This window comes from Citrobacter sp. On2M (genome assembly GCF_018035235.1).
GTDB classification, from domain to species: Bacteria; Pseudomonadota; Gammaproteobacteria; order Enterobacterales; family Enterobacteriaceae; genus Citrobacter; species Citrobacter meridianamericanus.
The window spans coordinates 973,245-998,284 of the sequence record NZ_WPCV01000004.1; the positions used below are offsets into that span (position 1 = coordinate 973,245).

At 52.0% G+C, this 25,040-nt stretch carries 26 protein-coding genes; 14 read left to right on the forward strand and 12 right to left on the reverse strand.

What is annotated here, in order from left to right:
* The first annotated feature begins 288 nt into the window (after window positions 1-288).
* Genes urtA through urtE form a run of 5 tightly spaced genes read left to right on the forward strand, consistent with a single transcriptional unit; the run spans window position 289 to window position 5,756 of the window.
* Window positions 289-1,560 carry an urea ABC transporter substrate-binding protein gene (gene urtA / locus On2M_RS15055; RefSeq protein WP_187252467.1) on the forward strand — a complete coding sequence of 424 codons (1,272 nt, stop codon included), beginning with the start codon at window positions 289-291 and terminating at the stop codon, window positions 1,558-1,560.
* A 43-nt stretch (window positions 1,561-1,603) separates the two neighbouring features.
* A complete protein-coding gene (gene urtB, locus On2M_RS15060; protein ID WP_210905060.1) occupies window positions 1,604-3,178 on the forward strand; it encodes an urea ABC transporter permease subunit UrtB in 1,575 nt (524 codons plus the stop codon).
* The gene (gene urtC / locus On2M_RS15065; protein WP_187252465.1) at window positions 3,178-4,251 is read left to right on the forward strand and encodes an urea ABC transporter permease subunit UrtC; all 1,074 of its coding nucleotides are present in this window, start codon (window positions 3,178-3,180) and stop codon (window positions 4,249-4,251) included. The genes urtB and urtC overlap by 1 nt, the downstream gene beginning before the upstream one ends.
* Window positions 4,251-5,048: an urea ABC transporter ATP-binding protein UrtD gene (gene urtD, locus On2M_RS15070; RefSeq protein WP_151219496.1), complete on the forward strand. Its 798-nt coding sequence runs from the start codon at window positions 4,251-4,253 to the stop codon at window positions 5,046-5,048. The genes urtC and urtD overlap by 1 nt, the downstream gene beginning before the upstream one ends.
* A 9-nt stretch (window positions 5,049-5,057) precedes the next feature.
* A complete protein-coding gene (urtE, locus tag On2M_RS15075) occupies window positions 5,058-5,756 on the forward strand; it encodes an urea ABC transporter ATP-binding subunit UrtE (protein WP_210905061.1) in 699 nt (232 codons plus the stop codon).
* A gap of 40 nt (window positions 5,757-5,796) precedes the next feature.
* Here the strand turns inward: urtE and ydeE are convergent, their stop codons facing one another.
* Window positions 5,797-6,984 (reverse strand): efflux MFS transporter YdeE, encoded by a 1,188-nt coding sequence (gene ydeE / locus On2M_RS15080; RefSeq protein WP_210905062.1) that lies wholly within the window; start codon window positions 6,982-6,984, stop codon window positions 5,797-5,799.
* A 198-nt stretch (window positions 6,985-7,182) separates the two neighbouring features.
* Between ydeE and eamA the strand changes: the two genes are divergently transcribed.
* Window positions 7,183-8,082 (forward strand): O-acetylserine/cysteine exporter, encoded by a 900-nt coding sequence (gene eamA / locus On2M_RS15085; RefSeq protein ID WP_210905063.1) that lies wholly within the window; start codon window positions 7,183-7,185, stop codon window positions 8,080-8,082.
* Between the two features lie 30 nt (window positions 8,083-8,112).
* On the opposite strand, the gene marB is transcribed toward eamA, so the two are convergent.
* Genes marB through marR form a run of 3 tightly spaced genes read right to left on the reverse strand, consistent with a single transcriptional unit; the run spans window position 8,113 to window position 9,201 of the window.
* On the reverse strand, window positions 8,113-8,334 hold the full coding sequence (gene marB / locus On2M_RS15090; RefSeq protein WP_151225441.1) for a multiple antibiotic resistance protein MarB: 222 nt from the start codon (window positions 8,332-8,334) through the stop codon (window positions 8,113-8,115).
* A gap of 30 nt (window positions 8,335-8,364) precedes the next feature.
* Entirely contained in the window at window positions 8,365-8,748 is a 384-nt protein-coding gene (marA, locus tag On2M_RS15095; protein WP_003032424.1) for an MDR efflux pump AcrAB transcriptional activator MarA, read from the reverse strand.
* Between the two features lie 18 nt (window positions 8,749-8,766).
* Window positions 8,767-9,201, reverse strand: a complete 435-nt coding sequence (gene marR / locus On2M_RS15100) for a multiple antibiotic resistance transcriptional regulator MarR (protein ID WP_040231108.1) — start codon at window positions 9,199-9,201, stop codon at window positions 8,767-8,769.
* Between the two features lie 257 nt (window positions 9,202-9,458).
* Here marR and On2M_RS15105 point away from each other — a divergent pair, with 257 nt between their 5' ends.
* On the forward strand, window positions 9,459-10,124 hold the full coding sequence (locus On2M_RS15105) for a MarC family NAAT transporter (RefSeq protein ID WP_151219169.1): 666 nt from the start codon (window positions 9,459-9,461) through the stop codon (window positions 10,122-10,124).
* Window positions 10,125-10,161: 37 nt separating this feature from the next.
* Here On2M_RS15105 and On2M_RS15110 read toward each other — a convergent pair whose 3' ends face one another.
* The 7 genes from On2M_RS15110 to On2M_RS15140 form a co-directional block, all read right to left on the reverse strand.
* Window positions 10,162-11,355, reverse strand: coding sequence for a sugar transporter (locus On2M_RS15110; protein WP_151219170.1), 1,194 nt, complete (start codon window positions 11,353-11,355; stop codon window positions 10,162-10,164).
* Window positions 11,356-11,551: 196 nt separating this feature from the next.
* Entirely contained in the window at window positions 11,552-12,229 is a 678-nt protein-coding gene (locus tag On2M_RS15115; RefSeq protein WP_151219171.1) for an SDR family oxidoreductase, read from the reverse strand.
* Window positions 12,230-12,700 (reverse strand): YhcH/YjgK/YiaL family protein, encoded by a 471-nt coding sequence (locus tag On2M_RS15120; protein WP_151219172.1) that lies wholly within the window; start codon window positions 12,698-12,700, stop codon window positions 12,230-12,232. It lies immediately after the preceding gene.
* Window positions 12,700-13,869, reverse strand: a complete 1,170-nt coding sequence (locus On2M_RS15125; protein WP_151219173.1) for an exo-alpha-sialidase — start codon at window positions 13,867-13,869, stop codon at window positions 12,700-12,702. The genes On2M_RS15120 and On2M_RS15125 overlap by 1 nt, the downstream gene beginning before the upstream one ends.
* Window position 13,870: 1 nt before the next feature.
* Entirely contained in the window at window positions 13,871-15,283 is a 1,413-nt protein-coding gene (locus On2M_RS15130) for a sodium:solute symporter family protein (protein WP_151219174.1), read from the reverse strand.
* Between the two features lie 76 nt (window positions 15,284-15,359).
* A complete protein-coding gene (locus tag On2M_RS15135) occupies window positions 15,360-16,244 on the reverse strand; it encodes a dihydrodipicolinate synthase family protein (RefSeq protein ID WP_210905064.1) in 885 nt (294 codons plus the stop codon).
* A complete protein-coding gene (locus On2M_RS15140; protein WP_210905065.1) occupies window positions 16,237-17,406 on the reverse strand; it encodes an iron-containing alcohol dehydrogenase in 1,170 nt (389 codons plus the stop codon). Before On2M_RS15140 ends, On2M_RS15135 begins: the two co-directional genes overlap by 8 nt.
* A 170-nt stretch (window positions 17,407-17,576) precedes the next feature.
* Between On2M_RS15140 and On2M_RS15145 the strand changes: the two genes are divergently transcribed.
* The 3 genes from On2M_RS15145 to On2M_RS15155 are packed head-to-tail and all read left to right on the forward strand — an operon-like array spanning window position 17,577 to window position 20,563.
* A complete protein-coding gene (locus On2M_RS15145; RefSeq protein WP_210905066.1) occupies window positions 17,577-18,821 on the forward strand; it encodes a four-carbon acid sugar kinase family protein in 1,245 nt (414 codons plus the stop codon).
* Window positions 18,814-19,800 (forward strand): D-threonate 4-phosphate dehydrogenase, encoded by a 987-nt coding sequence (locus On2M_RS15150; RefSeq protein ID WP_151219178.1) that lies wholly within the window; start codon window positions 18,814-18,816, stop codon window positions 19,798-19,800. The genes On2M_RS15145 and On2M_RS15150 overlap by 8 nt, the downstream gene beginning before the upstream one ends.
* 1 nt (window position 19,801) lies before the next feature.
* Window positions 19,802-20,563: a DeoR/GlpR family DNA-binding transcription regulator gene (locus tag On2M_RS15155; protein WP_151219179.1), complete on the forward strand. Its 762-nt coding sequence runs from the start codon at window positions 19,802-19,804 to the stop codon at window positions 20,561-20,563.
* Here On2M_RS15155 and On2M_RS15160 read toward each other — a convergent pair.
* A complete protein-coding gene (locus tag On2M_RS15160; RefSeq protein WP_151219180.1) occupies window positions 20,560-21,435 on the reverse strand; it encodes a LysR family transcriptional regulator in 876 nt (291 codons plus the stop codon). The two genes, On2M_RS15155 and On2M_RS15160, sit on opposite strands and share 4 nt — an antisense overlap.
* A 102-nt stretch (window positions 21,436-21,537) precedes the next feature.
* On the opposite strand from On2M_RS15160, the gene sad reads away from it, so the two are divergent.
* The 4 genes from sad (at window position 21,538) to On2M_RS15180 (ending at window position 24,979) form a co-directional block, all read left to right on the forward strand.
* On the forward strand, window positions 21,538-22,926 hold the full coding sequence (gene sad / locus On2M_RS15165) for a succinate-semialdehyde dehydrogenase (RefSeq protein ID WP_210905067.1): 1,389 nt from the start codon (window positions 21,538-21,540) through the stop codon (window positions 22,924-22,926).
* A gap of 159 nt (window positions 22,927-23,085) precedes the next feature.
* The gene (gene glsB, locus On2M_RS15170; RefSeq protein ID WP_151219181.1) at window positions 23,086-24,012 is read left to right on the forward strand and encodes a glutaminase B; all 927 of its coding nucleotides are present in this window, start codon (window positions 23,086-23,088) and stop codon (window positions 24,010-24,012) included.
* Window positions 24,012-24,371 carry a DUF4186 domain-containing protein gene (locus On2M_RS15175; RefSeq protein WP_210905068.1) on the forward strand — a complete coding sequence of 120 codons (360 nt, stop codon included), beginning with the start codon at window positions 24,012-24,014 and terminating at the stop codon, window positions 24,369-24,371. Before glsB ends, On2M_RS15175 begins: the two co-directional genes overlap by 1 nt.
* Window positions 24,372-24,451: 80 nt before the next feature.
* Window positions 24,452-24,979: a GNAT family N-acetyltransferase gene (locus tag On2M_RS15180; protein ID WP_151219183.1), complete on the forward strand. Its 528-nt coding sequence runs from the start codon at window positions 24,452-24,454 to the stop codon at window positions 24,977-24,979.
* Window positions 24,980-25,040 lie beyond the last annotated feature (61 nt).

A 25,040-nucleotide genomic window follows, 5' to 3' on the forward strand; every position in this document is an offset into this window, starting at 1 on the left:
GATTTTATACCGGGACACGTTGTCATGATGCTGTAATACGGACACAAATTGTTGCACGCTTATAATGCAGCGTTGTCTCATCGTGGTTCAATTGATCGTGCAATTATTCCTTGTAGCAGAAAATTTTAATGCCCTCTTCGTAAATTAATTATAATTCATTGATTTTATATGATTTTTAATATCTGGCATTGTTTTTGCCTTATCACTTCTGAACACCCTTATTTTGCACCGTTTTATCTGCCCGGCTGCACCGGAGCTTTCAACAAGTCTAATTTCAGGAGTGAAACTATGCAGCGTCGTAAATTTTTAAAAATTTTTGCACTTTCCACCTCTGTAGTCGCGATGGGAATGAGTTTTAGCGTTCAGGCGGCCGATACCATTAAGGTCGGCATCATGCATTCGTTATCCGGCACGATGGCCATTTCCGAAACGCCGTTAAAAGATATGGCGTTGATGACTATTGATGAAATCAATGCGAAGGGCGGGGTGTTAGGAAAAAAGCTGGAGCCAGTGGTCGTTGACCCAGCCTCGAACTGGCCCTTATTTGCTGAAAAAGCCCGTCAGTTGTTGAGCCAGGACAAAGTGGCGGCGGTCTTCGGCTGTTGGACATCGGTTTCACGTAAATCAGTTTTACCGGTATTTGAAGAGCTAAACGGTCTGCTGTTTTACCCGGTGCAATATGAAGGTGAAGAGATGTCGCCTAACGTCTTCTATACCGGAGCTGCGCCAAATCAGCAGGCGATCCCGGCGGTTGAGTATCTGATGAGTGAAGACGGCGGCAGTGCTAAGCGCTTCTTCCTGTTGGGCACGGATTATGTTTATCCGCGTACAACGAACAAAATTTTACGCGCCTTTTTACATTCGAAGGGCGTTGCTGATAAAGATATCGAAGAGGTGTACACCCCATTCGGACACAGCGATTACCAGACCATCGTCGCCAGTATCAAGAAATTTGCTGCAGGAGGAAAAATGGCGGTGGTGTCGACCATCAACGGCGATTCTAACGTTCCATTCTATAAAGAGTTGGCGAACCAGGGCCTGAAAGCCACCGATGTTCCGGTGGTGGCATTCTCCGTGGGGGAGGAGGAGTTACGCGGTATTGATACCAAACCGCTGGTGGGCAACCTTGCCGCGTGGAACTACTTTGAGTCCGTAGATAACGCGACCAACAAGAAATTCGTTGCGGATTACCGGGCGTATGCCAAAGCGCACAAACTGCCAAATGCTGATTCGGTGGTAACCAATGACCCCATGGAAGCCACTTATGTTGGTTTGCATATGTGGGCGCAGGCGGTAGAAAAAGCCGGAACGACTGATGTGGATAAAGTCCGCGTAGCGATGGCAGGACAATCATTTGCTGCACCATCAGGTTTTACCCTGACCATGGATGCCACCAATCATCACCTGCATAAACCCGTCATGATTGGCGAGATTGAAGGCAACGGCCAGTTTAACGTGGTGTGGCAATCCGATGAACCGGTCCGCGCCCAGCCGTGGAGTCCGTACATCGCCGGTAATGACAAAAAATCTGCACAGCCCGTTAAAACTGCCAGCAATTGATCGTGTGCCCTCCTGCGGGCGGGCAACGCTTTGGAGAACGCTCATGAAAGCTATGCGCTTTATTCGTGGTGTGTTGTTGCTGACGTGGTTTTTGCCGTGGATAGCGCAGGCATCAGATGCCGATACCTTTACAGCCGCAAATCGAACTCAGCAGGCTGCCTTGCTCGAACAATGGTCGATCAATCCCGACGTTCAGCGTTTGCCGATGCTCAACGCGTTGCGTGAAGAGCAATTGCTGACCGATAACGCAAGAAACGCGTTCATCATAAGCGGCTCGCACGTACAGCCGTTAGGAACGGCGAAAGGCCCGAACGGCGAGTTAAAAAAAGTCCGGCTGACTAACCGACTGCGTAATCTGGTTGCCGGAACGTTGGCCGTCCATCAACTTTTTAGTGACAGTGTCACTAAAAGAGCTGAGGCAGCGCGCACGTTACAACGAGAGGCATTGCCAGGCATGCTGCCATTTTTGCAGCAACGAATGGCACAGGAGCCCGATGCCGATGTGAAATCCGCGCTGGCTATTGCGCTGGCAAACCTGCAGTTAACCAGCAGCTCGCCTGAGGTCAGACGGCAGGCCATTGTGCTTATAGGGGCTTCAAACGATCCTGAAACCCAGGCGCGCCTGCAACCTTTCACCCTTGCTGAACATGAGGCCGATGCCAGCGTGCGTGCTGCCGCCAGCGACAGTCTGAGTTCCATCGCGTATCGCATGAAGATTGGCGATCTTCTTGGACAGGCCTTTATGGGGTTGTCGCTGGGTTCTGTTTTGCTGCTGGCGGCATTGGGTCTGGCCATTACCTACGGGCTACTCGGCGTTATTAATATGGCGCATGGCGAGATGTTAATGCTCGGGGCTTACTGTACCTGGATTGTGCAACAGCTGATGGGCCAGTTTTTCCCGCAATGGTTAGCCTGGTATCCGGCTATTGCGCTGCCGGTTGCCTTTTTATTTACCGCGGCGGTAGGAATGCTGCTTGAGCGCGGAGTGATCCGCCATTTATACGGGCGTCCTCTCGAAACGCTGCTGGCGACCTGGGGGATTAGTCTGATGCTCATCCAACTGGTGCGTATGACCTTCGGCGCGCAGAACCTTGAAGTTGCCAATCCGGCATGGCTTTCCGGGGGGATTCAGGTTTATGCCAATCTGATTTTACCGTGGAACCGAATTGTGGTGCTTGGCTTTGCCATTCTGGTGCTGTTTTTCACCTGGCTATTGTTGAATAAAACGCGCCTTGGGCTGCGCGTACGTGCGGTGACGCAGAATCGAAATATGGCGGCATGCTGCGGCGTACCTACTGGACGCGTCGATATGCTGGCCTTTGGCCTTGGTTCAGGTATTGCCGGATTGGGGGGCGTCGCGCTCTCACAATTGGGCAACGTAGGACCGGAATTGGGACAAAGCTACATTATCGATTCGTTTCTGGTGGTGGTGCTGGGCGGCGTGGGACAACTTGCCGGGAGTGTGGCTGCTGCGTTTGGGCTGGGGATCTTCAACAAAATTCTTGAGCCTCAGATAGGGGCGGTACTCGGCAAAATTATGATTCTGGTGCTGATTATTCTGTTCATTCAGAGGCGTCCGCAGGGGCTGTTCGCGCTAAAAGGGAGGGTTATTGACTGATGACGATGCCAATGACATTAACGCTGGCGCGTAAAGCGCCACGCGTGACACGTGTGCTGGGCCTGGGGTTACTGTTGGCGTTGATTATTCTGCCGTTTCTTGCGCTGCTACCTGCGGACCATCCGCTGGCTATATCGGTGTGGACGCTGACGCTTGCCGGGAAAATTCTCTGCTATGCCATTGTGGCGGTCGCGCTGGATCTGGTGTGGGGTTATGCAGGAATGCTCTCCCTGGGCCACGGTATTTTCTTTGCGCTGGGAGGGTATGCGATGGGAATGTACCTGATGCGCCAGGCCTCTGGAGAAGGATTGCCGCCCTTCATGTCATTCTTGTCGTGGACCGAGCTGCCCTGGTTTTGGTGGGGAACGCAACATTTTATCTGGGCGCTACTGTTGGTCGTTCTGGTTCCTGGCCTGCTGGCGCTGGTATTTGGTTGGTTTGCCTTTCGGTCAAAAATCAAAGGGGTCTATTTCTCCATCATGACCCAGGCCCTGACTTTCGCCGGAATGCTGCTGTTCTTTCGCAACGAAACGGGTTTTGGGGGGAATAACGGTTTTACCGGCTTTACCACTATTCTGGGATTCCCGGTAGCCGCCACCTCAACCCGTATTGCGCTGTTTCTGGCGACGGTCATGCTGCTGGTACTGGCATTATGGTTGGGACTGGCGCTGGCCCGCAGTAAGTTCGGTCGTATTCTGACTGCCGTGCGTGATGCCGAAAACCGTCTGATGTTCTGTGGTTACGATCCGAAAGGTTTCAAACTGCTGGTTTGGACGCTTTCAGCGGTGCTGTGTGGCCTGGCAGGGGCGCTGTATGTTCCGCAGGTGGGGATCATTAACCCCAGCGAAATGTCGCCGACCAACTCGATTGAAGCGGCGATTTGGGTTGCCCTCGGTGGGCGAGGAACCCTTATCGGCCCGGTATTCGGCGCCGTGTTAGTGAATGGCGCTAAAAGCCTGTTTACCGTGATTATGCCTGAATACTGGCAGCTGTTTCTTGGCCTGATCTTTATTGGTGTTACGCTGTTTTTACCCCGAGGTGTAATGGGTCTGTTTCGCAAGGGAGACAAATGATGCAGCCAGATGAAGGGCTATTTACTCGCCAGATGCCGGGAGATCGGTTTCGCAACCAGACTGACCCGGTGCTACAGCTGGAAAAAATTAACGTTAACTTCGATGGATTTCAGGCACTGACCGATCTCTCGCTCAATATTGGCGTTGGGGAACTTCGTTGCATCATTGGCCCCAACGGTGCCGGAAAAACGACGTTAATGGATGTCATTACCGGCAAAACCAGGCCGCAAAGTGGTCGTGCGATATACGATCAGTCGACCGACTTGACCATGCTGGATCCCATTGCTATTGCGCGCCAGGGGATCGGGCGGAAATTCCAGAAGCCCACGGTATTTGAAGCGTTAACGGTGGAGGAGAATCTGGAACTGGCGCTGAAAAGCGATAAATCTGTTTGGGGCGTTTTACGGGCGCGTCTTTCAGGCGAACAGCGGGATCGCATTGATGAAATACTGGCACTGTTGCGACTGGGCAATGAGCGCGCCCGCTCCGCTGGGCTGCTATCTCACGGGCAAAAACAATTTCTTGAAATTGGCATGCTGCTGGTACAGGAACCGCATCTGTTGCTGCTGGATGAGCCTGCGGCGGGTATGACGGATGCGGAGACGGAATACACAGCGGAGCTGTTTCGCCAGCTTGCCGGGAAGCATTCTTTGATGGTTGTTGAGCATGATATGGGATTTGTCGAAACCATCGCCGATCGCGTCACGGTATTACACCAGGGGCAAGTATTGGCTCAGGGGAGTCTGCGTGAAGTGCAGGCCAACGAGCAGGTTATTGAAGTTTATCTCGGGCGTTAAGGAGTGCAGATGCTGCAGGTGAAAGAACTGAATCAATATTATAGTGGCAGCCATATTCTGCGAGGCGTGACCTTCGAAGCGCATATCGGCGAAGTGACATGTCTGCTGGGACGTAACGGCGTGGGTAAAACGACGCTTCTGAAGTGTCTGATGGGGCTGATTCCCGCCCGCAGCGGAAACGTGTTCTGGCAGGAGAAAAATGTTACTCACTGGAAGCCGCATCAGCGGGTCAGGGCCGGTGTGGCGTATGTCCCACAAGGGCGCGATATATTTCCGCGTCTGACGGTAGAAGAGAATCTTTTGCTCGGTCTTTCCCGATTTTCCACGCAGGAGGCCCGAGGCGTTCCGGATGATATTTACGCGCTTTTTCCGGTGCTACAGGAGATGAAACATCGGCGGGGCGGCGATTTGTCCGGCGGGCAACAGCAGCAGCTGGCGATTGGACGGGCGCTGGCAAGTCGCCCGCAGTTGTTGATCCTTGATGAGCCCACCGAGGGGATCCAGCCGTCGGTGATTAAAGAGATTGGTCAGGTTATTTCCCAGCTGGCGCTCCGTGGGGACATGGCCATTTTGCTGGTGGAGCAGTTCTATGATTTTGCCGAGCAGCTGGCCGATAAGTACCTGCTTATGTCGCGGGGCAGCATAATTCAAAGTGGTGAGGGTAAAAATATGGAGTCCGAGGGCGTTCGGGGTCTGGTCGCCATCTGAGATACGCGACAGAGTGACTGTGGCTCTGTCGCGAACATAACTAGCAGACTGCCGTCTGGCCCCAGGGTTTGGCGCGCATGCCTTTTATCATCAGCGCCCAGGCAAGTACGATTGCCACCATCAACGCCACAAACAGCGACCATGGCGGCAATTTGGTTAGAATGACGCCGCTAACTAATGGGTTTACCGCTGCCCCCAGCCAGCCTAACGACTGGGCGGAAAAATAACTGGCTTTCATGCCAGCAGGTGCGATGTTGTCGATGAGCATGTATTCACCTGGCGCGTAGATGACCTCACCAATAGTGAAAAAGGCAGCAGAAAGTCCCCATACCAGCAGACTGTTATCGGAGAAGGTGAAGCCCACCAGGCCGACCACAAAGAACAGTGTGCCCACTGTCATTAGCGGGCGGATATTGGTGGCGGTGAGCCTGCGCCCGAGGGCGTATTGCAGTGATACCACAATGGCGGCGTTGACGGGCAGGACGACTGCCACCACTTTCTCGGCAAAATCGCCGTCTGCAACCACCATAACGTATTGCGAAATACAGGACGCAAAGGCGCCGCCAACGAATGACGCCAAAAAGGCTGACAGCGTAAACCAGAATAATGCTCTGTCACGCAGCAGTACTGAAGGGGACCAAACCGCGGTGTTTACACCGTCTGCGGCTGCCGGTGAACGTTTTACCCACGTCTGGATAAACACCAGAGGTAGCGCAGAACATGCAGCAGCCAGCCAGAATGGCAGGTTAATGCTTTGCATGACCAGCAGCGTGCCCAGCGGTGGACCAACGGTCCAGCCGATGTTCAGCACGGTATAGTTAAGTGAGAAAATTTTCGTTTTATTGGTTGCAGACAAGTTATCGGCAAACCAGGCTTTCAGCACCGTGGCGAAGACGGAGTAGGCGCAGTTGATCAGGGCAAAGAGCAAAACCACTATCACGACGTTATGCACCAGCGGAATAGCGATAAAGCCGGAGGCAAAGCCGCAGATAGCCAGCAGCATATAGCGTTTTTTATCGAACTTGTCGGCCAGAATACCAAAGCCAAGGCTGAACACCACGCCAATGGTCAGCGCGACCGTCATCGCATAACCGATTAGATCGACACTCAGGTTGTACTGCCGGCTGAGATAGATCGTCATAAAAGGCAGCGTGGCGCCACGACCAATGGTTAATAACAAAGATGACGCGAGTAAAGCGAGAGTGGACCTTCTCAGAGAGATATTCATTTTCCTGCCCGACAATGCATGTTGTTATGTTTTTTTTAGATATCAGAAACAAATAGCATGCTAAAAGTGTGATGTACACCCAATAAGTTGTCCGAAAATGCCCTGTATGGCCTACCTGAATTAATGATCTGTTACGGTACAACGATTTCCGTTACTTTAACTTGTTTACAAAAATTTAATATTTGCAGGGGCGGTGGTATGTCGCGTAAAGACGGGTTATTGGCGTTACTGGTCGTCGTAGTTTGGGGGCTGAACTTTGTTGTCATTAAGGTGGGTTTGCACAATATGCCGCCATTGATGTTGGCAGGGTTACGTTTTTTGCTGGTGGCGTTCCCGGCTATATTCTTTGTTGCCCGCCCGAAAATTCCGCTTTCGCTTTTACTCGGCTATGGCCTGACCATTAGTTTTGGGCAGTTCGCGTTTCTCTTCAGCGCCATCAAATTCGGTATGCCCGCCGGGTTAGCTTCTCTGGTATTACAGGCCCAGGCGTTTTTCACCATCATTCTGGGGGCATTCGCCTTTGGCGAACGTCTGCAGGGCAAACAGTTAGTAGGAATTGCGCTGGCCGTTTTTGGCGTACTGGTGCTGATTGAGGCCAGCCTGAACGGACAGCATGTCGGTATGCTCGGTTTTATGTTGACGCTGGCGGCAGCGCTAAGCTGGGCTTGCGGCAATATCTTTAACAAAAAAATCATGCAGCATACGTCGCGCCCGGCCGTGATGTCGTTAGTGGTATGGAGTGCATTAATCCCGATAGTTCCATTTTTCCTGGCCTCATTACTTCTTGATGGCCCAACGCAAATAGCCCAAAGTCTGGTGGCGATAGATTTGACGACCATCCTGTCGCTGGTTTATCTGGCGTTTGTGGCGACCATTGTGGGTTATGGCATCTGGGGATCATTACTCGGACGTTATGAGACCTGGCGTGTCGCACCGCTGTCGCTGTTGGTACCCGTTGTTGGTCTGGCGAGTGCGGCCGTACTGCTGGACGAGACGCTAAGCGGATTACAGCTGCTTGGTGCATTACTGATAATGGCTGGACTGTATATCAATGTGTTTGGCTTTCGTTGGCGAAATATTGCCCAGGCGAGAGGGTAAAAAAAGCCCCGCAGTGACGGGGCAATAAAATTAAAGGTTGCGCAGATTGTAATAAGGCACGCCTAATTCATCGGACTTGTCGCTACCTGCGCCCATATGATTAAAATCAAACGGGGACTGATCGTGTGCTGAGGGCATAATCATCGCGTCGCGATTGTTTTGTGCGGCAGCAGGTTGCGCGGTTTGTTCCGCCATGCTCTGGCCCGAAAAAGCAAACATCAGGGCCAGCATCGCATATGACAGAAGTTTCATGATTTCCTCGGTTACGTCGTTAACTGGCGATTAGCAATTACATTGATTGAGTGGCAGCAAATAACGTGATTCGCCGTGCATATTCGTCATACGGTATTTATGCGGCGGAACATCAAAATAGTTTTTGAATGTTCGGGTCAGCGTCTGCTGTGATTCAAAGCCATAACGCTCCGCCAGATAAAGGATCGGTTCGTTACTCTCTTTTAATTTTTGCGCTATTTCAGTCATTTTACGGCTGCGGATGTATTGACCAAGTGAATGACCGGTTTCTTTTTTAAACATCCGTTGCAGGTGCCATTTGGAGTAACCTGAACGCTCTGACACTTTTTCCAGCGAGAGCGGCGATTCAAGGTTATTTTCGATCCAGTCCAAAATGCTATGAATAGTGATTGTGTCAGTATTGCGTCTGGACATCGTCATACCTCTTTCTGTTTACGGCAGGACTTTCTTAAGCAAATGCTCAAGCGTGGTGACTTCATCCGCCGTTAAGTTTTTTGTTAGTTCCTGGTGCAGGTCTTGCCCTACTAATTGATGACACTGCTCGCAAATTGCTGCGCCATGCTCGGTGAGTTTCACCAGCACGCCTCGCTTGTCATGTGGATTCGGAAGCCTTTCAATCCAGCCTTTACAGGCCAGTCTGTCCAGCATCCGCGTCAGGGCGCCGAGATCGACAGACAGCACTTTTTTCAATTCGACAGGGGTGATGCACACCGCGCAACGGATGGAGCAGAGCACCTTGAACTGCGATGCCGTGATATCCAGCGGTGACAGATAGTCGTTTAGTAAACGATCTTTTTTCTGATTAACCATATAGATCAAACGACCCAGTGGGATGATTTCGTTAAACAGATCACTGGTGCTTTTCACAATGGTTGCCCTGGCAAGTAGTTAGTCACGGCTGATATTATTGCTTAGGCAAATATAAGTCAAATGAATGGGTCAGCAAATGCCACGTTTTGCTAAAACATCAGGAGCACGCCAGGCAGAGCGTGTTTTTAACATTCTGAACCGTTGGGTTTATGCGAAAAAAGAGCTAATGAATCCTTACATCGACAACATGGCTTAACCCTTGAGTTTGCCCTTATACTTGCCGTTGACGAAAAACGCACAGGAAAGATGACATTATGATGGACTTGTTTAAAGCAATAGGACTGGGGCTGGTAGTCCTGTTACCGTTGGCAAACCCGTTAACCACCGTGGCGCTGTTTCTCGGCCTTGCAGGCAACATGAATAGCGCCGAGCGTAACCGTCAGTCACTCATGGCATCTGTCTATGTTTTTGCCATTATGATGGTGGCCTACTACGCCGGGCAGGTGGTAATGAATACGTTCGGGATTTCTATTCCCGGATTACGTATTGCAGGTGGATTAATCGTTGCGTTTATCGGCTTTCGCATGTTGTTCCCACAGCAGAAGGCGCATGATTCTCCGGAAGCGAGAAGCAAGTCAGAAGAGCTGGAGGACGAACCAACGGCCAATATTGCTTTCGTCCCGCTGGCCATGCCAAGCACTGCAGGCCCGGGTACGATTGCGATGATCATCAGTTCGGCCTCCACCGTGCGTCATGGCTCCGAATTTCCAGAGTGGGTGATCATGGTTGCGCCACCGATTATCTTTGCGGTGGTTGGGGTTATTCTGTGGGGCTGTTTACGCAGTTCCGGGGGGATCATGCGCCTGGTCGGCAAAGGGGGGATCGAAGCGATTTCCCGTCTGATGGGCTTCCTGCTGGTGTGTATGGGCGTGCAGTTTATTATAAACGGCGTGCTGGAAATTATTAAGACTTACGCGTAAAGCAAGGTGCCCGGTATGGTCTACCGGGCACTTTTTATCAATGCTGGGGCTGTTCTTCCAGCGATACCGGCCATTTACGAAAGATAATCACTGACCATATCAACGCTACAACGGCAGGCACTGCGCCTACGTAACCAATCGTAGACATTGACCAGTGCAGACTCACCTGATTGCCCACCAGGGCGCCAGCGCCAATACCGATATTGAAGATTCCGGAGAACAATGCCATAGCGACGTCGGTGGCATCCGGGGCCAGCGCCAGCACTTTTACCTGCATGCCCAGACCTATCAACATAATGGCGATGCCCCAGAAAATACTCAGGACAGCCAGATGCATTTCGCTGCCAGCGGCGGGCAGTAATAGCACCAGACATATCGTCAGCAGGGCAATGGCGCTGCTAATCAGTACGGAGGCATGTTGATTACCCAACTTGCCGAATATGACGCTCCCGACAATACCCGCACCACCCAGAACCAGCAACAGTACGGTAGCAAAGTTTGCGCTCAGCCCGGCGACAGTCTGCACAAACGGTTCGATATAGCTATAGGCCGTGTAATGCGCGGTGACCACAATCACCGTTAGTACATACAGACTCATCAACGCCGGACGGCGGAATAACACCGGCAGACTTTTTAATGAACCGGAATGCTCACTGGGTAATGTTGGCAGGAGCTTAATCAGGCAAAGCAGAGTAATTAGCGCCCCCATACCAATGGCGAAGAAGGTAGTGCGCCAGCCAAAATACTGGCCGACGATGCGTCCGATAGGCAGCCCCAGCACCATCGCCAGCGCGGTGCCGGTCGCAATCAGACTGAGTGCCTGCGCGCGTTTCCCGGCCGGAGCAAGGCGGATCGCCAGCGATGCGGTAATCGACCAGAAAATGGCGTGTGCGAAAGCTATACCAATACGACTAATCAACAACACGGTAAAATTCCATGCCAGGAAAGAGAGTACGTGGCTGGCAATAAACACGACAAACAGGCAGATCAGCAGCTTGCGGCGTTCTACCTGGCTGGTGAGCAGCATGAAGGGTAGCGACATCAAGGCCACAACCCAGGCGTAGATCGTCAGCATGATCCCGACCTGAGCGGTCTGCATATTAAAGCTTTGTGCGATGTCGGAAAGCAAACCGACAGGGACAAACTCGGTGGTATTAAAAATAAAACCGGCAATAGCAAGCGTAACTACCCGTAGCCACGCGACCTTGCGGGAAACAGTGTCTGTTGTCATATCTAATAGGTGGATTAGCTGCGAAAAGGTAAGGGCACGATCTTAAAACGTTTGCTGGCGAAAATACAATCATTTTGTGATTCAGATCGCATTTCATTGACTGGATGACATAATTTGCTGCCGAACATTCTGCGTATTTTTAACTATTTCATTATTAATGAAATTCCGGGCGAGGGTATCTCGCCCGGATGGGGATTTAGCGCAACGATGCCCCGCCGCATATGACTAACTCCTGCCCGGTTACCGCAGCGGCATTTTCTGATACCAGCCAGGCGACCAGCGAAGCGACTTCCTGAGGTTTAATCAGGCGGCCAATGGGTGGCACGTTGGGAGGAGAACTTTCACGGCCAGGCATCTTCAGCATTGGCGTTTGCGTAGCGCCTGGGGCGACCACATTCACTGTAATCCCTTTTGGTGCAAGTTCTGCGGCCCAGCTTCTGATCATTCCCACCAACGCGGCTTTGGTTGCCGCATACTGTGAACGACCAGCCGCACCACGAGAGGTTCGACTTCCGATGGCCACCACCCGCCCGCCAGCGACCATCCGGGGAGCAAAGTAATTGACCAGCGTTTCGACGGCCTCAATATGTAAATGCCATAATCGCTGGCTGATGTCGGCGTTCAATTCCCCCAGCGGTGCCGCAGCCATAATACCTGCGGCATGAATAATAGCGTCAGGTGTGGCGAGCGTTGGCATTATCTCCCATAAAGATGAGTTGTCGCTCAGATCCACATTCACGCAGCAAAACGCAGGATCGCTGCGTGCGACGGAGGAGCGGCACAAACCTGTTACTTGCCAGCCGTCATTGAGCAACTGAGTGACAATGGCCTCGCCGATCCCGGAGCTGGCTCCGGTGACAATCGCGTGACGCATTTAAACCTCCGGAGATGACAGGGGAACTTTGAACACGGCTTTGCGGACTGTTCCTGGCTGGCTGACCGCACATAATGCCTGATGCGCTTCACCAGGCATAAAGACGGCAAAATCTCCTGCTCGTAACGTTATCGTGACATTCAGTTCAGCCTGTGTAGAAATAAAAAGGTCGGGTTTGCGTTCTTCATCACCGTTGAAAAAAGCAGATTTTCCCCCCGCGTTGATACGCTCTTCTCCTGTCAAAACCACCTGTATATCGGCCCACTGGCGATGGTATTCAGTATGACGCTGCGAGGCTTGCTGGGTTTGCGCTGGGCCAAGAGTACAAAACCAGTCGACATTATCAGGCTGCCATCGGCCATCTTCTCGTGCCTGTAAGGCCGCGAGATGGCAGCGGGGATCGCGCAGTATATCCTGCAGACAGAAGGGTAACCCTGCCAGATCGAGAACGTTAAGATTACCGATAATCATCAGTGATCCTCCTGAATCCATTCCGGAGTGAGGCGAACGTATTTAATGGCCTGACGAAAATACGTATAAGCAATGTGCAATTGACCATCAGCACCCTGTTTAATACTGGGATAGGAAAACTCACGGTTGAGTTTTTCTTGTGAATTGTTGGTCATGCAATAACCGTCGCCTTCATCAAGATTACGCTGCCAGGGCCACGTTTTACCCCCATCGGCAGAGAGGGCGACGGTCATCGGTGCGCGTGGTGCGCCCCAGAAAGCCGAACGGCCTGATGTCACTACCGGCTGGATGCGGTCATCATCGCCATCGTCAATTTCATCATACAGTGATGTGCGGCGCTCACTGGCTCCGGTCGCGTTCATCGCGTTGAATACCAGCGCGAGCCTGCCATCATCCAGCGTAGTAACCTGAATTGAGGAATTATTATTGGGTAATGTCGTTGGTTGTGGTGCCGACCAGCTTTCACCCATATCGGTGGACGTGCTGTACCAGATATTGTCGGCCCAACGGCTGCGGTACAGGGCGATAAGTGAGCCGTCCAGCAGCGGTGTAATGTTCATATGAACGCAGCCAAGACTTTGCGGAACTTCCACATCACGCCAGGTTTTACCGCGATCGGATGAAATTTTGACTGCGCTAATATCATCATTACCGACCCATTTTTCGCCCGTACGTGTGCGGCAATAGAAAACCGGAAGCAGCCAGTTGCCATTGTCCATCACCATAATTGGCTGGCGGATAAAGGTGCCCGGTTTATCCAGCAGGGTACCTGTCTCGCCCCAACTCTCCCCAAGGTCATGTGATTGACGATAACGCACAATAGCCGTGTCCTGATTGCCAGAGATCTGGGCGGTCCAAAGCAGCCATAAGACGTTATCTGGCGCGAGGAACAGCACAGGGTTTTGCTCTGAGCGACCCGGATCATCAGACAGTTTAACAGCCTGGCTCCAGCGCTCGCTTCCTGGGCGCAGACGTGAGCTCCAGATTGAGATGTCTGCGATGCCTTCCTGAGTACCGCCGAACCAGACGCACATCAGTGAGCCATCGGGCAGAGGCATAATATTGGCGGCATGATTCTGCGGGCATTCTGAAGGCAGCATGGCAATAACCACACGCTCATCTTGTTCGAGTTTTCGCAGCATGCCATCGCGATTTACGGTTACGGTCATTTTAGACTCCATTATTTTCGACAGGTTTGGGAGTAGCTTGCTGGGATTTGTTAGGGATCAGACGGTCGAGAATCATAATCACCGCAGGCGTCAGCAAGGCGATGTACATATTATTGATACCGAACGGGTCACCCAGCAGATACCAAACGGATGTCACCACGCAGGCTCCCAGCAGGGCACAGTTTGCACCGCGAGTACTTTTAAAGAACGGCGCATAGAAGGCGATAATGGCGACGACGGTAATGGAGAGTCGGATCGCACGGGTAAAGAAGGAGAGCTTTAATACTTCCGGTACCAGCAGGACGAAAATCAGCGGCAGGAAGCCAATGAACAAGGAGATCCAGCGAGTCGCTTTAAACTCCTGTTCCTTGGTAGGGTTACGCATTGGCACATAAAAATCTTTCACCACCAGTGAGGCGATAGCCAGAGCAACGGTACTGACACTAACAAAAATAGAGGCTACAAGTGACGTTGTCACAAGGCCGGCCAGCCATGGGTCCATATCCTGCAGAAAAATGGGCATTGCATACAGGCTGTTAATTTCTGGGTGAAGAAACTTCGCCGCCACACCGATAATGGCGATAGCAAAAGCAATTGGTAAACAAAAGAAGAAGGCGATCCATGTTGATCGTTGGGCGGATTTGACATCTTTAGTTGATGAAATCGCCTGGATCACAAACTGTGTACAGAAAATAGAACCAATGGTACCGATGAGCCATGCGACGATAGTACCCGCGCCGATGTTGCCATCCCAGGTCCAGTAAAAGTCTGGCATTTGTTCAATCATCGGTGAGAAACCGCCGGTTCTTGAGAGAGCAAACCCCATAATGATCAACAGACCAATGTACTTTAGGGCACTGTGCAGCATCGTTACCCAGGCAACGCCTTTCATGCCGCCAAAGGCAAAATAGAAGGTGCTCACAATGGCGGTTATAAAGGCGGCAACAGGTAAATTGACCTGCAGTACTGTCGAAATCGCCGCGGCGCCGCTGACGTAGTTTCCGACGTTTACCAGCAGCAGGGCGTAAATCATGATGATAGAGATAATGTTTTTTGTGCTGTTGCCATATTTCTCGGCAATGGCACCCGATATAGTGATTTTCCCTGTATTGTAGATACGTTTAACCAGTATCAGACCGAACAGAGGAAAACCTATAGCGGCACCGAGAACAGACCAGGATGCGGCTATTCCGCCTTCAAATGCTGCCTGAGCGGTACCAATGGTCGATTTGGCGCCGATATATTCGGACATAAGGAGAATACCGACGATGAAGGCAGGCATGGCACGCGAGCCTTCCATAAAATCGCCAGCATTTTTACTGCGTAGGCGGAAAGTGAGCCAGGTTGTAAAAATAATATAGGCAATCACGATCCCTACAATGATCAGAGTGTCTGAAGAGGTAAATGAGTTCATCTTAGCCGCCCTCCAGGGCGTACGAATCCAGGGGGCGCCAGGCTCCCGGGTATTCTTGTGACGATTGAGAAATCCTTTAGTGGGCGAGATGCGACACTATCTGGCGGATAGTATTTTCCTGTTGCTCACTAAACGTGACGGCGTAACGACTTGCGCCTACCTCATGTCCCATGATTTGCAATGCTTTTTTGACTGCGGCGGGCGAGAACGCAACGTTATAGAGCTCGGTTCGCAAACCCGTGACGCTTTCCTGCGCTTCACGCGATCCGACAACATCACCGGCCTTGAATCGCGTCCAGATAGCGTTAATTTCTTTTGGCGCTACGTTCGCCAAACCGGAAATACAGGCTGAACAACCGTCAACGAATCCTTGATGAATCAGCGAGTCCGGCCCATTTAGCACATCAAAACCTTCGATATCTTTGACGGCGTTGAGGAAACCTTCGAGGCTTTCATAGCTCCCGGCGCTGTCTTTGATACCAATGATGTTGGGATGCGCCGCCAGAACGCTTGCGGTTTCTGGTTCAATGGTGTTACCCGTACGTGCCTGAATGTTATAGAGAAATACCGGCACCGATAGCGCGTCGGCAATCGCGGTATAATGAGCAATCAGTTCCTGCTGTTTGAGCGGAACAAAATACGGCGTAATCACCGATACGGCATCGACGCCCATTTTTTCAATTTGCTTGCCCAGACGAATGGTTTCACGGGTTGAGATTTCACCGATATGCGCCACCACATTTGCCCGTCCAGCGACTTCCTCAACGCAGGTGCGGGTCACTGCTATTTTTTCTTCCTCGTTAAGCACAAAAAACTCACCGTTCGTACCGCCGCAGAAAATGCCGTTGCCGGCGTTTAGCTGGCGATTAACCTGATTTTTGAGCTCGTGGAGGTTTAGCGCCCCTTCGTTGTCAAAGGGGGTGACGATTGCCGTCAGTACACCACAAATTTTCTTACTCATGATTCACTCCTTTGGTAATCAGTTCTGGAAAAAGTGTTTGATAAATAGCCTTAACATCGTCATGGCTTACCTGACAGGGGGTGTTGTTAATAAGACGTTTTACGTTGAGCGCGGCATTGGCGAGAGTGGAAATATCTGTGGGTGGTACCCCGAGCGTTGCCAGGTTATCGGGCAGGTTGAGTCGTTTCACAAGTGCGGAGAAGTATTCCACCAGCGCGAATGATTTTTCTTCGGTACTCAGGGTCCGATCGGCATCAGGCAACAGATCCCAGACCTGAGCGAACTTGTCGACCACATGAGGACGGATAGCTTTCATGCAAGGGGCTAACAGAATGGCATTGGCTATACCATGAGGCAGGTGATAGCGACCTCCGAGTGGGTAAGAGAGTGCATGGACAAGATGTGTTCCGGCATGATTAATCGCGACTCCGCCATAATATGACGCCCACAGCATTTCAAGTTTAGCCTGCAAATTGTTCGGTTCATTAACCGAGGTTTCGATGTTCTTTAGCAACTTCTGTAACCCGATGAGTGCCGCATTGTCACTGATCGGATTGGCGATGGTGGCTGTAAAGCACTCAATCAGATGACATAACGCATCTATTCCGGTTGATGACGCAATATGCGCTGGCATGCTGGTCGTCAGTTCCGGCAACAGGGCAACGTAATCGGGTAATAGCACCGGAGAAATGATGCCGACCTTGGTGTTTTGTTCCGGGATCGCCAGAATCGCATTAGGAGTTGCTTCAGAACCCGTCCCTGCAGTGGCTGGAATCAGCACTGAAGCTACGCGGTGCAGCGGTTTCTCGCCTGCCAGCATGGCGTCAAGAGAAGAGGATTCAGGATGACATAAGACTGAGAGCAACTTCGCTACATCCAGTACGCTGCCACCACCAATACCTATCACCATCTCTACGTTAAGACCTTTAACGCTTTCTAACAGTGCCGCAACGTCATGATGACCCGGCTCGGCAGGCACGCTATCAATAAGTGTGACCTGGCGGCCATCGTTACTGAGCAAGGTGCGGATCTGCGCCACTGCATCCAGCCTGACGATATTGCTATCGGTCACCAGCAATAGCTGGTGCTTGCCTGTCAGTATTGGTTCCAGTGCGGGGATGGCATTTGAACCGCTAATCACGGTGCTATTGATTGTTGCCACAACATTCTCCTGTAGGTGAGTGATTGAATTCGCTCATTTCGTTTCAAAAGCGATTTCATCATGGGCTAAATTTATAATTTATCTCGGAACTGAATAACTTGAGCTTGCTCACATTTAATCAAATGTGATTGAATATAATCATTATCAAAATTCAACAACCCGGAGCATGGATGAGTAGACATGTTGTAAGACCCCAGATCCTTGTCATTGCTGATGACTTTACGGGGGGAAATGATGCGGGAGTGAGTCTGGCGATGACGGGAATGACGGTGAACGTCGCTTTCACATTGCCCTGTGCCGATGATGCAGATGTGCTGGTCATAAACAGCGATAGCCGGGCACTGGATGCTCAACAAGCCGCGGCGAGGGTAAGCGATTTGGCTCTTGCCTGTCAGGCAGAACCTCAGACGCAGTGGCTGAAGAAAATCGATTCAACATTGCGGGGTAATCCGGGGGCGGAACTGGACGCGTTGATGCGAGTAACGGGCAAAAAACGTGCCATTTTAGCGGCTGCTTATCCTGCCGCAGGCCGTACCACCGAGCAAGGGCAATGCCTGATTCACGGCGTTCCGGTAACGCATACCGAATTTGCCAGCGATCCTAAAACACCGGTGATGAGTGCTGATATCTGTGAAGTGATACAGGCGCAAACCACCATTGCGTGTCGGTCGATGTCTCTAAATGACTACACGCAGCACCTGCATGAGCCTGTTGTTGAGACGCCGCAGATTTGGGTTGTGGATGCCCGGACTGACGCTGACCTTGATGTGATTGTTACTCAAGCGCTGATGCAGGATGAGCTGCCGTTGTTGGTGGGGTCAGCCGGAATCTGTGATGCACTGGCGCGCCATGTGCGGGCACCTTCTTCCCATCGCTTGCTGGCTGTTGTGGGATCAATGAGTGAAATCGCTCAACAACAGGTTGCCGCTGTGTACCAGAACCCGCAAGTGGGGATGGCATTCATCGATATCGAGAATATTTTCAGCGGTGGTTCAACAGCGTACGTGCAGCGCATTGTTGGAATCCTCGCCTCTGGTAAACACTGCATCGTTCACACAAGTCCCGACAGTGAAGCACGCCATCATATTCCGCAGTTGTGCGTGCGCATGGAGACGAATCGCGTTCAGCTCGGTGAAAAAATCTGCCTGTTTCTTGGACAGCTTATCCGCCAGGTTTTGCAAGAGGTATCGCCAGGCGCGCTGTATCTCTCTGGTGGCGATGTGGCGATGGCGGTTGCAGACGCCCTTAAGGCAACAGGATTTCGAATTACCGACCGTGTGGCCCAGTGCGTGCCGTACGGTCATTTTGTCGGTGGCGACTGGCAACGCCCGGTTATGACAAAGGCAGGGGGATTCGGTGACGAAACGACGTTGCGTCAGGTTTTAAATTTTATCGAGGAGAACATGAGTGAATAACATTATTGCAGTAACAATGGGCGATCCTGCCGGTATTGGACCTGAGATTATTATTAAATCGCTGGTGGAGGGAGAACTCTCTGGCGCGCCGGTTGTGGTTGTGGGATGTGCCCAAACGCTGCGTCGTATCCAGTCATTAAATGTCACACCGCCAGCGGAACTTCGGGTTATCGACAGCGTAGACCTGGCGCAATTCGCCCCAGGTGTTATCAACGTGATTGATGAACCGCTTGCCGATCCTACCGCTCTTCAGCCAGGAGTGGTGCAAGCGCAGGCGGGAGATTTGGCCTATCGCTGCATAAAACGCGCTACAGCACTGGCGCTAAGTGGTGAAGTTAAGGCTATTGCTACCGCGCCGCTGAATAAAGAAGCGTTGCATCTGGCGGGACATCATTATCCCGGACATACCGAACTGCTGGCACAACTGACCAACAGCAAAGACTACGCGATGGTACTTTATACCGATCAGCTTAAAGTCATTCACGTTACCACCCACATCGCGTTGCGCAAATTTCTTGATACGCTCAGCGAGCAACGTGTAAAAACGGTCATTCAGGTGGCGAATGATTTCCTGCGTCGGGTAGGGTTCGATAATCCACGTATTGCGGTTGCTGGCGTCAACCCCCATGCCGGCGAAAATGGCCTGTTTGGCGAGGAAGAGATAACGATTGTCGGACCTGCGGTGCGTGCAATGCAAGCGGAAGGGGTAAATGTTACGGGCCCCTGTCCACCGGATACGGTATTTATGCAGTGCCACGAAGGTATGTACGACATGGTGGTGGCGATGTATCACGATCAGGGCCATATTCCGCTAAAATTGTTGGGATTTTATGATGGGGTGAATATCACCGCCGGATTGCCGTTTATTCGCACCTCTGCGGACCACGGTACGGCGTTTGATATTGCCTGGACAGGAAAAGCCAAGTCTGAGAGCATGGCGGTGTCTATCCAGTTAGCAATGCAAATTACGCGGGAATAAAATGAAGGGATATAATCGGTTAGAACAGATTATGGATTATCTGAAAGGGCATAATCTGGCGACTGTTGAACAGCTCGTCGCTGTGACTCAGGCCTCTCCGGCGACCATTCGTCGCGATCTGATCAAGCTTGACCAGGAAGGTGTCATCAGCCGTACCCACGGAGGCGTCACGCTTAACCGGTTTATTCCTTCACAACCTACCACGCATGAGAAAATGCAGCGTAGTCTGCTGGAAAAGCAGGCTATCGCCTGTGCGGCGGCAAACCTGGTGAAAGCCGGTGATGCTATTGTTCTCGACGCGGGGACGACAATGATTGAGCTGGCTCGTCAGCTCACCCATCTGCCGCTGCGGGTTATCACCAGCGATCTGCACATTGCGCTTTTCTTCTCTGAGTTTAAACAAATTGAAGTGACCATTATTGGCGGACGTATTGATGATTCCAGTCAGTCCTGCATCGGTGAACATGGACGTAAACTGCTGCAGAACGTCTGGCCAGATATCGCGTTTTTGAGCTGCAACGGTTGGGACATAACACGAGGGATCACCGCGCCGACTGAAGAGAAGGCCGGATTGAAAAGCGACCTGATTGCTAATGCCAAACGTCGGGTACTGCTGGCGGACAGTTCGAAATACGGCGCATGGTCACTGTTTAACGTTACACATCTGGATGCGTTGACGGATATCGTGACCGATGCGCATCTCAATGAAGACGTGCGCGAGCAACTGGAACAGCTACCCTGCCAACTGACTATTGCCAGTTAATCCCTGGTCTGCGACAACTGGGGGTTCAATACCTCAATAAACGCTTCCAGTTGCCTCGTCATTGCGCCTCTGCGCCATACCAGCCACGTATTCAGCCAGCGCCAGTTTTCGCTTAGCGCCCAGGCGTTGACCTGATGATGTCCTGGCATACTCTCCAGCATCGAACGTGGGATCAGCGCGATCCCCGCGCCGGCAATCACACAGGCCAGCATCCCGTGATACGACTCCATTTCATGAATAGTGCCGGGCATGGCGCGATCGGCATGAAACCAGCTTTCAAAATGGCGGCGGTAGGAACAGTTGGCACGAAAGGCGTAAATACTGCACCCGTTAACGTCGCTGGCCCGCTGGATGGGAGGATGACCGTACGGAGTGACAATCATCATCTCTTCACGGTAGACCGGCATTCCTTCAAGGCCTGGGTGGGTAATCGGTCCGTCAACAAAGGCAGCGTTCAGCGTCCCGTCGAGCACACCATCCAGCATTGTGCCTGAAGGACCGGTCGCCAGCGCAAACTGAATTTTGGGATAACGCTGATTATATTCAGCCAGCGTCGCAGGAATGCGCACGGCAGCGGTGCTTTCCAACGAGCCAAGCGAAAACAATCCCTGCGGTTCATCCCCGGCGACAACCATTCTCGCTTCATCAACCAGTGCGAGGATCCGCTGGCTATAGCGTAAAAAGTTGTGGCCGGACGGGGAAAGCCGCAGACGCTGGTTTTCACGAATAAACAGATCGACGCCAAGGTCGGCCTCAAGCTGGCGGATGCGGGTGGTGAGGTTGGATGGCACACGATGCACCTTCGCGGCAGCCTGGGTAATACTGCCCGTCTCCGCGACGGCATTGAACATTTCCAGTTGCGTCAGGTCCATAATATTCTCTATTCGTGAATGGAGTGGTTAATATTATTCATTTTTCAGAAAGAGTAAATATGCGCATGATATAACCATACCCTGCGATAAAGAGAGGCAACTATGACTATCACTGCAGCAACACATGCGATTTCTGTCAATCCTGCTAATGGCGAAATGTTAACGGCGATGCCGTGGGCCAGCGCGGAAGAGATTACTCATGCACTGACCCTTGCCGCGAATGGTTACAGCGAATGGAGACACACTTCCGTTGAGCACCGTGCGCAATCGCTGCGTGATATCGGGCAGGCTCTGCGTAATCGCGCGGAAGAGATGGCGCAGTGTATCTCACGTGAAATGGGGAAACCCATCAAGCAGGCGCGTGCTGAAGTGGCCAAATCAGCCGCATTGTGTGACTGGTACGCCGAACATGGACCGGAGATGCTCAATCCGGAACCCACGCTGGTGGAAAACAATCAGGCGGTGATTGAGTATCGCCCCGTAGGAACCATTCTGGCGGTCATGCCGTGGAACTTCCCACTCTGGCAGGTACTGCGTGGCGCCATTCCAATTCTGTTGGCCGGAAATGGCTATCTGTTAAAACATGCGCCTAACGTAACCGGCTGTGCTGCGATTATCGCGCAGGTTTTGGCTGATGCCGGCGTACCTGCAGGTGTGTACGGTTGGGTGAATGCCGATAACGCCGGGGTGAGTCAGATGATCAATGACCCACGTATCGCAGCCGTAACGGTGACGGGCAGTGTTCGTGCTGGTGCGGCGATTGGTGCTCAGGCGGGCGCAGCGCTGAAAAAATGCGTGCTTGAACTGGGTGGTTCCGATCCGTTTATTGTCCTTAATGATGCCGACCTCGAGCTGGCCGTTAAAGCTGCAGTTGCCGGACGTTATCAAAATACCGGGCAGGTTTGTGCGGCAGCCAAGCGTTTTATAATCGAAGAAGGGATTGCGGCAGAATTTACCTCACGCTTTGTGGCGGCCGCGAGCGCGCTGAAAATGGGCGATCCGTTAAATGAAGAAAACGATCTGGGTCCGATGGCGCGATTTGATCTGCGTGATGAGTTGCACCAGCAGGTCGAAGCCTCCCTTGCTGAAGGGGCGCGGTTGCTTCTCGGCGGGGAAAAAATTGCCGGTAAGGGCAACTATTATGCCGTGACGGTACTGGGTAATGTCACCCCGGAGATGACGGCGTTCCGTCAGGAGTTGTTTGGTCCGGTCGCGGCGATTACCGTGGCAAAGAATGCGGAACATGCCTTAGCACTGGCTAATGACAGTGATTTCGGTTTATCAGCCACGGTATTCACGGCGGATGAAGCGTTGGCTCAGAAGATGGCGGCACGCCTGGAATGTGGGGGCGTATTCATCAATGGCTACAGCGCCAGCGATGCCCGCGTTGCGTTTGGTGGCGTTAAGAAAAGTGGGTTTGGCCGCGAGCTTTCACACTTTGGTCTGCATGAGTTCTGTAACGTGCAAACTGTCTGGAAAAACCGCCTCTGATGGTGTGGTGCCTCCGTCGGGGGCACCTTTCGAAATTGTATATTATGAATCTCACCAGCTTATGCAGGCTATAGCCAGATTCCGCCTTCCGGCCTGACGCTGCGTATTCAGCTCTGTTATACTCGCAGGCCTTTCATACCTGCGAGCAAGGAGCATGTTGTGGCCAGGGCCATGAACAATTCAATTTTAGAGACCATTGTGCAGCAGGTTCGTCCGCTGATTGGTCAAGGTAAAGTCGCTGATTACATTCCTGCATTAGCCTCCGTCGACGGTTCAAAACTGGGTATTGCCATTTGCACCGTTGATGGACAGCACTACCAGGCGGGGGATGCGCAAGAGCGCTTTTCTATTCAGTCAATTTCAAAGGTGCTCAGTCTGGTCGTGGCGATGCGTCACTATCAGGAAGATGAGATTTGGCAACGCGTCGGTAAAGATCCTTCCGGTCATCCTTTTAACTCCCTGGTGCAGCTGGAAATGGAGCAGGGGATCCCACGTAATCCCTTCATCAATGCAGGGGCGCTGGTGGTTTGCGATATGCTGCAAGGGCGTCTGAGCGCACCGCGTCAACGGATGCTGGAAGTGGTACGGGCATTAAGCGGCGTGTCGGATATCGCCTATGATGCGACGGTGGCGCGCTCTGAGTTTGAGCACTCAGCACGTAACGCGGCTATCGCCTGGCTAATGAAGTCCTTTGGCAATTTCCATCATGACGTGACCACCGTATTGCAAAATTATTTTCACTACTGCGCCCTGAAAATGAGCTGTGTGGAACTGGCGCGTACATTCGTCTTTCTGGCAAATCAAGGGCATGCTTTTCATCTTACGGAGCCGGTGGTTACACCCATGCAGGCCCGGCAGATCAACGCGTTGATGGCGACAAGTGGCATGTATCAGAACGCAGGGGAATTTGCCTGGCGGGTTGGCTTACCGGCGAAATCTGGCGTCGGTGGCGGTATTGTGGCTATCGTTCCCCACGAGATGGCGATTGCCGTCTGGAGTCCTGAGTTAGATCCGGCGGGAAACTCACTGGCCGGCATCGCGGTGCTGGAGCAATTAACGCAACAGCTGGGGCGCTCGGTTTACTGATGAATAGGCTCGATCCTCTTTTTGCACGGCTGGCGAAATCAACGTTCCGCTCGCGCTTTCGTCTTGGTAACAAAGAGAGACAATATTGTCTGGATAAAGGTGCGCCGGTTATTGAACAACACGCTGTGGATTTTATTGCTAAACGACTGGCTCCGGCGTTTCCTGCCAATGATGGCAAACAGACCCCCATGCGCGGACATCCGGTATTTATCGCTCAACATGCCACGGCAACCTGCTGTCGGGGATGCCTGGCGAAATGGCATGATATCCCTCAGGGTGTGGCGTTAAGCAACGAACAACAACGTTACGTTGTTATGGTGATTTATCACTGGTTAGTGCTCCAAATGAATAAGCCATAGATAACATAATCCTATGATACGACTCCTTGTGTTGTGCTTTTGTTAAAAGCAGTATGAAGGCGTCAATCTAAGGAGAAAAAATGGCTTCCTCTACCCCCTGCTTTGTGCTGAGCGCGGCACAGATTCTGTCGAGAGTCGACGAGCTCAGCGATATCCTTGAAACATGCGTCAATAACGGCGCTTCCGTTAGCTTTATGTCACCTTTTAATCGTGATAAATCACGGCCATTCTGGTTGAACGTCGCACAAAGTGTTACTCGTGGTGAAAGGATTGTTCTGGGCGCGGAGGACGCTCAGGGGGCGCTTGTCGGTGCCGTCCAGCTTATTCTCAATCAACCCGAAAATCAGCCTCATCGTGCGGATGTCGCTAAACTGCTGGTGCACACCTCGGCACGGCGGGGCGGCGTTGCCAGAAAATTGATGAGCGAACTGGAAAGCTGCGCACGTGAGCAAGGTAAAACGTTGCTGGTGCTCGATACAGCGACGGGCAGTGGCGCTGAGTTGTTCTACCACAATTGCGGATGGCAAAAAGTAGGGGTGATACCCGATTATGCCAAAATGCCAGACGGGACGCTGACCGGGACCACACTTTTCTATAAATACCTCTAATTTGTTGCTGGGGATTGATCAAAACAGGGTTTCAATGTATTAAAGTTTGATAACCTATTGT

Coding starts and splice junctions, on each gene's coding strand:
- urtC (WP_187252465.1), top strand. CDS start 3,178: ATGACGATGCCAATGACATTAACGCTGGCGCGTAAAGCGCCACGCGTG.
- On2M_RS15110 (WP_151219170.1), bottom strand. CDS start 11,355: ATGACAACAGACACTGTTTCCCGCAAGGTCGCGTGGCTACGGGTAGTT.
- urtE (WP_210905061.1), top strand. CDS start 5,058: ATGCTGCAGGTGAAAGAACTGAATCAATATTATAGTGGCAGCCATATT.
- urtB (WP_210905060.1), top strand. CDS start 1,604: ATGAAAGCTATGCGCTTTATTCGTGGTGTGTTGTTGCTGACGTGGTTT.
- On2M_RS15155 (WP_151219179.1), top strand. CDS start 19,802: ATGAAGGGATATAATCGGTTAGAACAGATTATGGATTATCTGAAAGGG.
- sad (WP_210905067.1), top strand. CDS start 21,538: ATGACTATCACTGCAGCAACACATGCGATTTCTGTCAATCCTGCTAAT.
- On2M_RS15105 (WP_151219169.1), top strand. CDS start 9,459: ATGATGGACTTGTTTAAAGCAATAGGACTGGGGCTGGTAGTCCTGTTA.
- On2M_RS15175 (WP_210905068.1), top strand. CDS start 24,012: ATGAATAGGCTCGATCCTCTTTTTGCACGGCTGGCGAAATCAACGTTC.
- eamA (WP_210905063.1), top strand. CDS start 7,183: ATGTCGCGTAAAGACGGGTTATTGGCGTTACTGGTCGTCGTAGTTTGG.
- ydeE (WP_210905062.1), bottom strand. CDS start 6,984: ATGAATATCTCTCTGAGAAGGTCCACTCTCGCTTTACTCGCGTCATCT.
- On2M_RS15135 (WP_210905064.1), bottom strand. CDS start 16,244: ATGAGTAAGAAAATTTGTGGTGTACTGACGGCAATCGTCACCCCCTTT.
- marB (WP_151225441.1), bottom strand. CDS start 8,334: ATGAAACTTCTGTCATATGCGATGCTGGCCCTGATGTTTGCTTTTTCG.
- On2M_RS15160 (WP_151219180.1), bottom strand. CDS start 21,435: ATGGACCTGACGCAACTGGAAATGTTCAATGCCGTCGCGGAGACGGGC.
- On2M_RS15130 (WP_151219174.1), bottom strand. CDS start 15,283: ATGAACTCATTTACCTCTTCAGACACTCTGATCATTGTAGGGATCGTG.
- On2M_RS15120 (WP_151219172.1), bottom strand. CDS start 12,700: ATGATTATCGGTAATCTTAACGTTCTCGATCTGGCAGGGTTACCCTTC.
- On2M_RS15145 (WP_210905066.1), top strand. CDS start 17,577: ATGAGTAGACATGTTGTAAGACCCCAGATCCTTGTCATTGCTGATGAC.
- marA (WP_003032424.1), bottom strand. CDS start 8,748: ATGTCCAGACGCAATACTGACACAATCACTATTCATAGCATTTTGGAC.
- urtA (WP_187252467.1), top strand. CDS start 289: ATGCAGCGTCGTAAATTTTTAAAAATTTTTGCACTTTCCACCTCTGTA.
- On2M_RS15115 (WP_151219171.1), bottom strand. CDS start 12,229: ATGCGTCACGCGATTGTCACCGGAGCCAGCTCCGGGATCGGCGAGGCC.
- urtD (WP_151219496.1), top strand. CDS start 4,251: ATGCAGCCAGATGAAGGGCTATTTACTCGCCAGATGCCGGGAGATCGG.
- On2M_RS15125 (WP_151219173.1), bottom strand. CDS start 13,869: ATGACCGTAACCGTAAATCGCGATGGCATGCTGCGAAAACTCGAACAA.
- On2M_RS15180 (WP_151219183.1), top strand. CDS start 24,452: ATGGCTTCCTCTACCCCCTGCTTTGTGCTGAGCGCGGCACAGATTCTG.